At 63.0% G+C, this 8082-nt stretch carries 4 protein-coding genes; all 4 read right to left on the bottom strand.

Annotation, left to right across the window (positions count from 1 at the left end; all coding sequences use genetic code 11):
• Positions 1 to 139 precede the first annotated feature (139 nt).
• The 4 genes from BV071_RS19410 to BV071_RS19395 all read right to left on the bottom strand — a co-directional run bounded on the left by BV071_RS19410 (position 140) and on the right by BV071_RS19395 (position 8058).
• A complete protein-coding gene (locus BV071_RS19410; protein ID WP_035610806.1) occupies positions 140 to 2635 on the bottom strand; it encodes a hypothetical protein in 2496 nt (831 codons plus the stop codon).
• Between the two features lie 39 nt (positions 2636 to 2674).
• Entirely contained in the window at positions 2675 to 4336 is a 1662-nt protein-coding gene (locus tag BV071_RS19405) for a hypothetical protein (protein WP_265594633.1), read from the bottom strand.
• A 91-nt stretch (positions 4337 to 4427) separates the two neighbouring features.
• Positions 4428 to 5063 (bottom strand): response regulator transcription factor, encoded by a 636-nt coding sequence (locus BV071_RS19400; RefSeq protein ID WP_035610804.1) that lies wholly within the window; start codon positions 5061 to 5063, stop codon positions 4428 to 4430.
• A 4-nt stretch (positions 5064 to 5067) separates the two neighbouring features.
• Entirely contained in the window at positions 5068 to 8058 is a 2991-nt protein-coding gene (locus BV071_RS19395; protein WP_265594632.1) for an ATP-binding protein, read from the bottom strand.
• Between the last annotated feature and the right edge of the window lie 24 nt (positions 8059 to 8082).

Here is an 8082-nt window from a genome sequence, read left to right as displayed (position 1 = left end):
CACCCTGCCAGCCGGGAGATGATGCCAATGGGTCACCTTTTCAGTGACCGGAAACCCAAAAGCCGGTGACTGAGAGAGAATCCACATCCGGGGAAGGAGCTGCTTTTCTTCACTCACTTCTCCGGATCACGAGGCCCCATCAATGATTGACCACGATGCGGACGAAGAGCTGGCCCACGGGAGTGCTGCTCGTCGCTGTCACCGTGGCCGTGCCACCCACCGGAGAGACTGCCGGGATGTTGACCTTCGGACCTCCGACCGGGCCATCCACGCCGTCGCCCGCATACCAGGCCCCGAGATTGAGCGACCACTGATAGGAAGCGGTCACGTCGCTGAGGGCCGGGCTTGCCTGGGGATGAGTGAAGGTGAAGACATTACCACTCTTGGAAACCGGGGTCATCGCGGCGCCGTTTGCGGCGGCCGGGTTAGTTCCCAGGAAGCCCTCCAAGCCGTTCGAGAGGCCGTCGCCATCCGCATCGTCATTGAAACCGGTTAGACTTCCCACACCCGGGTAGCCAGCAATCCATTCCGCGAAGGTCTGCGTCTCGGGCAGGATCAGGAAACCGGTGGCAGGATTCAAGGTGGCGGTGCCAGTCTGGAAAGACACGGCATTGAGTATGCCATCGATACCGCGCCCTTCGAAACCGGTGCGGCCGAAGTAGCCAAAGCTCAAGGTGCTCAGATCGGGAGTCGCGAAGCCACCTGCGCTGGACGATCCAAAGGGCACGCCATTCACATACCCTGTCAGGGTAGCGCTGCCGGCATCCCACGCATAGGCGATGTGCACCTGCACGCCGCTCGGTGGCAAGGCAGTGAACTTCTGCTGAACCGCGCTGCCATTCCAATAGAACATCTGGAGTAGGTTCGGATTGGCTTCTTCACGCAGGCGGATGTTGCAGTCGCCCTGGACATCGATCAGCACAGGCGTGGTCACCGTGCCGGTCGAGTGGTAAGTCACCAGGGCCTCTGCCACCCAGTTCTGCGTGGTCAGATTGCCGAGCGTGGCGGGATTGATATCGAAGCCATCGGGGCCGTTCTCGGCACCGGGATTCAGGGTCGCCAAGCCGCCATTCACCACGGGAGCGCCGTTGGCCTTGAAGGAGCCGGTCGCATCGACCTCACCCGCGCCGAGCGTGTAGGTGGTCCCGTCGAGCGTGCCGTCGAAGTTGATCAGGAGTTTGGTTTCCAGCGGGGTGGCTGGCAGCGTCGTGACGGTCGCGATGTTCGATGGGTTCGATTCCCCGGCTGCGTTCTTGGCGATGATGCGGTAGTCGTAAGCGGTATTCGCATGCAGGCCCGAAAGCCGGTCGGTGTAGAGCATCGAATTTGCCGGAGCTGTTCCCACCGTGGTCCAGGTGCCTGCACCCGCGGGTGAGCGCTGGATGGTGAAACCGGTCTCCGTGGCGAAGTTGTCGCCCCAGAAGAGATCGACCTCATAGGTGGTGGAGGGAGCAGCCTGCAGATCCGCGACGGCCAAGCCTGTGGGAGCGGTGGCAAAGGATGTGCCGGGCTCGCTCCATGCTTCCAGATCTGGATCGGCGATCGTGTTCACCGCGTGGAAACGGTAGAAGTAAAGCGTGTCCGGCGTGAGTCCGGGGAGTGACGCGCTGATAGGACCGACCGGTCGGTTGCCCAGCGAGTCCGAGCTGGTCCACGGGCCCGTTCCTTGGTCAACGGTATCCCAGTTCAGGGAGATGTCCGCCGCCGCGGTGAAGAGATTGACACTCGTCTGGGCGCTGGTGCCGGTGATATTGGCAACCGCCGCACCCGAGAGGGCTGGCTGTCCGGCTCCCGCGAGAGTGACTCCGGTGACATCGGTCCAGGTGTCGCCGAAGCGGATCGCATCCAGCTCACCATTCCCCTGCCCGTTCATCCACAGCAAGAGGCGGGAAGCCACCATGGATGAGTTCACCGAGCTCGAGGCGCTCCACACGATCGCGCTGAGGTCATTGTCGATCGTCGCGTTCTCGGCGTAGCGCTTGATCTGGATCTGGTCATCACCAGTGGCCTTTATAGTGATGCGGCCGACCAACAGGCCGTAGGTATTCACAGTGTTCTGGCCTTCATAGACGCGGATGCCGTAAACGCCGCTCTGCACGGCACCATCCAGCACTCCGTGGGAAATGTAGGACGAGTTGCCCGCGATGTTCGACGCAGACCCAATCGGGATGGCATTGTTCCAGGTGAAGCCCGCGCCTATGAATTGATCGGTCGGCCCACCACCGGAGGCGAGGCCAACACCCATCGCGGTGTCGCCCGGATTCCGCAGGCGCACGCTGAAATAGATCACGCGATCCACGCCGAAATCGATCGGTGTGGCGAGCGGGCGGGTCGCGTAGACACTCGTTCCCCAGTTGCCCACGTTGTTCCAGATACCACCATTCGCGGCATCGCTGGCTGGCAAACCGGGTAGCGTCGCCCCTTGGACATTGAAGTTGTTCGCGGTGAAGATGCCCGTGCTGCCGTTGGTAGCCCAGTTGCCTGTCAGGCCGACGGACGTCGGAGTGCTGCCAGCGCCATCCAAGGTGAGATTCGTGGCGGAGATGTTGTCGAACAGCTCCTGGATCAGGATCGAGGCATTGGCGGCGGATGCCGAAGCAGCCAAGGCGAGCAGGGGTATGAGTTTGGATTTCATGGGTCTGGGATTTTTTTGGGGAGGGTCAGGGGGAGAGGTTCAGGATGAGGACTTGTTGGAATCGAAGTTGAAGATCACCGCGCCATCGGCCTCTTTGATGAGGATCTTGTTCTTGCCGTCGATGCGGGATACTTCGCTCGCGCCACAGGGCAGGGAGTAGCCGAAGCCCTCGTGTTTGAAGGTGAGCGTGTGTTTGCTGACGCCGGTCAGCGGGATCTCTTTGCCTTCCGCCCATGCGAGTTCGAGGCCCCAGCCGGCGGGCGCCGATTCACCTGTTAGTTCGACGGTGATGCGCGTCGGCTCACAGCGGAAGCGGAGTGTGCCCGAGGACGCCAGCGCGCAACTCACCACCAGCGACTCCGCACCTTCCTCCCTCACCTCCGGGATGCCGGTGGTCGACAGCGGCTGCGAGACTCCTGAGGAACGGAGCACGCCGCGGATTCCGGCCAGCTCGCCGCGCTTGCTCCAGTGGAAGCCATCCATCACCGGCAGCGTGTCGTAGGTCGCCGTCGCGGTGGTCTCCTGCTTGTCGAGATAGCGCTCGGGGTAGTCTTGATTGAAGACTTGGAGATCGCGGATGCGCCATTCATCACCCTCCCAGCAAAGGTTCACGCGATAGAACCGGCTCTCATACCAGATGCTCCGGCTGGGCTTGCCCTTCGCGTCGTCAAGCGCGACCACGGAAGTCGCGGGTGTTGTCTTGAAGTTGTCGCGGAACCACTTGCCGGAGGCCTGCAGGGTTTCCACCCGGATCTTCCCTTCGTTGCGGAAGGCGGCGAGCTTCGCATACTGATCGGTGAGCCCGGCCGACATCGCAGGCCAGCCAAAGGAGTTTTCCTGCCCGGCCTGCATGTAGGAGAAGGCAAGGCTCGGCTGCTCGAAGTTCGTCTTGAAAAACCAATCGACCCAGCGTGGATCGCCGCCACCCGGGCGATACACCGGCTCCAAGGTCAGGACGCCCTGCCACGAGGTGCCGATGCCTTGGTCATACTGGTGCACCGGATCGCTGCCGAGCATGCGGAAGACCGGCACGTCGAGCTGGTGCTCCGCGGTTTGGGCCGGCATGAAAGCATTCAAGCGGCTGGGATAGTAGGCTTGGTTCCAGTAGCCGCCCCACAACGTGTAGCCATCGGTGCCGCTCTGGTCCTTGCAATTGCACGCGGCCTCGATGCCATACTGGTCGTGCAAATAATTCAGCGTCGGCGCATCGATGATCCAGCAGCCGGCGGACTTGGGATACTTGCCGAAGACCTCCTTGTACTTCGCCATGTAGACATCCATCAGCTTCTTCCGCTCTTCCACGGAATAGCCGTGGGTGAAGCCGACATTCACGTGCCAGTCCCAAGGGAAGCGACCGCGCCACTTGAGTCCTGCGGCCTCCACCTGCGGTTGCACCACCTCGATCCACGCGCCGACCTCATCATCCGGCCCCATCTCGCGCTTCAGTAACTCCGTGAATTCCGGGCGGATCAGGGCATCATACTGGATCAACCAAGTGGTGGGCAGCTTGTGCTGACGGGCCAGCTGGAGCTGCCGTTCCACCGGTTCGACCAGGTTCACATTCGAGCGCGGCTCGACGCCGCGAATGAAGTTGACGATGTTGACAATATCCTGCCCCTCCGCGTGCAAAAGGCCCGAGCCCGCTAGCGCCAACGCTCCTATCCCCGCCAATACCGATCGTCCGAATCCGTGCATGTCCATGAAAGCGACAGGTGTTTCCCTGTCTTACCTCCACGCTAGAACCCGCCCGACCTGTGCCCACCTCCCCAAGTAGGGAGAACGCCGCCGCGGCTCACTGGCCGCCCCGGAACTTCAATGCGGCCTCCGTGCGAGTGTGCACATGCAGCTTCGCGTAGACGTTCTTCAAGTGCCAACGTACCGCATCCACGGTGAAGTTCAGGCGGCTGGCGATGTCCTTGTTGCTCAGGCCGAAGGACACCAGCTCCAGCACTTCCGTCTCGCGCCGCGTCAGGGTTTCCAGCTCCTCGCTCTTGCTCTGCTGCGAACTGAAATACTGGATCACCTTCATCGCAACTCCCCCGCTCATCGCGCCACCACCGCCGCGCACTTCGCGGATCGCTGCGACCACGTCTTCCGGCGAGGAGCGCTTCAGCAGATAGCCACAGGCACCGGCCCGCAAGGCGCTGAAGATCCGCACGGGGTCCTCATACACCGTCACCATGATGACCAAGACCTCCGGCAGCTTCTCCTTCAGCTGACCGACACAATCGATCCCCGAGATCCCCGGAAGCTGGATGTCCATCAGCACCATCTCCGGCCGGAGCTTGGGCAAGATCTTGAGCGCCTCCTCGCCGGTGGAGCAAATCGCCACGCATTCGAGATCGGGGGTCAGGTCAATGATAGTCTTGAGCGCCTCGCGGGTGGTTGGGCTGTCCTCGACGACGGCGACTTGAGTCTTCGCTTTCATTCCGTTAGATTGGCAGGATGAGTTTCACGGTGGTTCCGCGGCTTGCTTCGCTGGTCACTTCACACTCGCCGCCCAGCTCGCGCATCCGCTGGCGCATACCGGTGAGGCCTTGACTGCCAGGCTCCCCCGGATTGCTTGGATCGATGCCGACGCCGTTGTCAGCCACGGTCAGCACGACCTTCCCGCTTTCAACTGCGATGCCCAGCTCGACAACATTGGCTTGCGAGTGACGGACGACATTGTTCACGGCTTCCTTGAAGGCGAGCAGCAGGGAATGCCGCAAGCGCGAGCCGAGATGTTGATAGGGCAGTTCCTCACGATTGATCAGCCGGCACTCGATGCCCGCGGGCTTCAATAGGCGCTGGGCCTGAAGCCAGAGGTAGCTCGCGGCATCATCCACCGAATCGTAGCCCGGATTGACGGCCCATACGATTTCATCCAGTCCGGCCACCAAGGACCGCGAGACATCCCGCAGGGTCGCCACGTAGCCTGACTTGGTTGCCACAGGGACTTCCGGCTTCTCCAAGAGCGAGCTCAACATCCCGATCTCCGTGAGCCCCGCGCCGAGTTCATCGTGGAGATCACGGGCCACGCGGGCTCGCTCCATCTCCAGCACGCGCTCACTTTCTGCATGCTCTTTTTCCGCGATCTCAGCGGCCAGCTCGGCACTGCGCTTGGCCACCAGCCGGTGCAGCATCATCGCCCAAGTGACTACCAGCGCGAGCCCTCCCAGAAGGGTGATCGCAAGGATACCGAGCCGCTGCGCGGTCCACCACGATGGCCGGGCAAGCACCACAATCCCCTCCCCATTTACCAAGCGAATCTCGAAGGCCCCCGAGCCAGAGCCAGTGTCGCCGGGAGTGCCGCCGAAATACACGCCCGACACGCGGACCTTCGTATCGCGGCCAATGGGAGCGATTGACTGCGCCGCATCCGCGGGCACCACGGCGAGGAAGCGCGCGGACCCCGCCTCCAGTTCCAGGCTACGCTCATCCTGTCGCAGCGTGTCGCTCAGCACCTTCGCCTCCAGCGAGACCATCGTTCCATCTAACAAGACGTCTGGCGGGGCTTGGGGATCCAGTGGCTTTGCCGGGGGCAGCGGACTGCTGCCTGCCACCTGCACCTCGGGATAGAGCAGCAGCGGTGAGACTCTGCCAGTGCGTGCGAAGCCCACTGCCTCCACGCTCTCCCCGGACTTCAAGGCCAGCGGTGTCCTGCTGGCCAGCCGCAACGTACTCGCGCCATCGGAGAGCAGATAAAGATCGCCGCGCCGCGCCATCATTTGACCCTTGAGTCGCACTCGATTGAGCGCGGTTGACTTGGAGGTGAAGCTCCACAGATCCGAGATCGTCACCAGTGGCACCTCCGCCGCGCTCTTCGGCGCCGGCTCATCTTCTGCCAGCGTGGCATTTCCCAATGAGAAGACGCCCGGATCGAGCCGACCGAGAGTGCGATCCCAACTGGTGGCGAAGACCCCGCGCAAGCGGACCCGGCTGCCGGTCAAGCGCGCACGGCTCTCCGGCTGGTGCAGCTCCCCGGGCAAGGGGTAGAACTCCTCATCGCGCAGCACCACGGTGCCATCGCGCGTGAGCAGTTCCGCCTGCGTCGCGGTGGTGCTCACGATCACCCCTTCGATCTCCACCTGCTCCGCATCCGGGCTGCCGTTCTGAAGCTCTTCCCACGATGGCCGCCGCGGTGCCGGAAGCGCTCCGCTGCCGAGGAACTTGGCAGCGCTGGAGATCACGATCGGCGAGAAGTCGCCACGCGCGGTTCGGCCTTCCAGCCGCCAGCGCTCACCCGCCTGGGGAATGGGATCGAAGTGCTGGAGCTCATCAAGGACGAAGATCCCGCCGCTCTCGTCCTGAATCACCATGGAGCGGTAGTTCGCCATCGTCACCACGCCTTCCAGCGCGACTGGCAAGGACTTCGCCGCTTTCTCCGGCGGCAGCTCGCGCACCTCTCCTGCAGTCACCAGATGGGCGCGCTCCGGCGCCGTGGTATCCTCGAAGCGCATGTTCTCCTTGCTCAGCGCGCAGATGCCTCCCTCATGGCCGACACCCGAGATGCCGACCATTCTTCCTTGTAGGAATCTTGAATCGAGGTTGCCCGGATTTAGCACCAGCACCTCGCAGCGGGATGAACCGGCGACGAGTTCCAAGCGCATCCTGCCACGCTCAGCGGCGGCATAGCTGACCCGGCCGCTGAAGCTCGACCATCCCGGCCCGGACTGCCCCGCCGCCTTGCCCGGAGGCGGGCCAAGGAGGATCTTCCATGCGGGCGCAGGTGCTGTTAGACGAAGCGCGGCTCCATCATCACAGTCCATGCGAAAGCGATATTCGCCCGCGGCAGGGATTGATAAAAGGCCGGTGAAACGAAGCGCCATCCCCGGCTTGTCCTCCGCCAACGCGGCATCGATTTTCGATGCGATCCCTTGCCGCATGCCACCGTACTCCGGAATTTCGTCCAGCACCGCGATTCCGGGAACTTCGAACAGCTCATAACTCAGGCCCGGCTCCGGCTTCTCTTTCTCTGCCGGCAAATGCCAGAGCCAAGACTCGGGAATCTCCGCGAGCTCCAGCCCCGGTCCCTGCACGCCGATCTGCAAGCGCGACTGCGTGCGCGCATTGAACCATTCGACACGAAGCGGTTGATAACCCTGCGCCAGATACGCGGAACCAGCCGCGGCGACCGGCGAATGCCGGCCGTCCACCTGCACCACCGGTCCCGTACCGCACTCGATCACGCAATCGCCGCGGGAGAAGCAGACCCGCTGGAAATCCAGCTCCACCCACACCCCCGCCCGTAGCTCGGCCCACGCGGGAGCAGGCAGCGCGAGGCGAAGGATCTCCGTACCCGATTCATCCTCCATCGCCAACAGTCCGGCTGCCCTGTCTGAGGCCCGTACACAGCCGGTGAGGGTGAGGTCCGTCACCGCGCTGCGTCCCCTCGCGACCCGCTCACGGAGCTGGCCTAAAGATTCAGGAGCGGCAGCCAAGGGCAGAACCAGAGCCAGCGCCAG

Origin of the sequence: Haloferula sp. BvORR071, assembly GCF_000739615.1 — a bacterium.
Lineage (GTDB): Bacteria > Verrucomicrobiota > Verrucomicrobiia > Verrucomicrobiales > Akkermansiaceae > Haloferula.
This window is presented reverse-complemented; position numbering and strand designations above follow the sequence as displayed.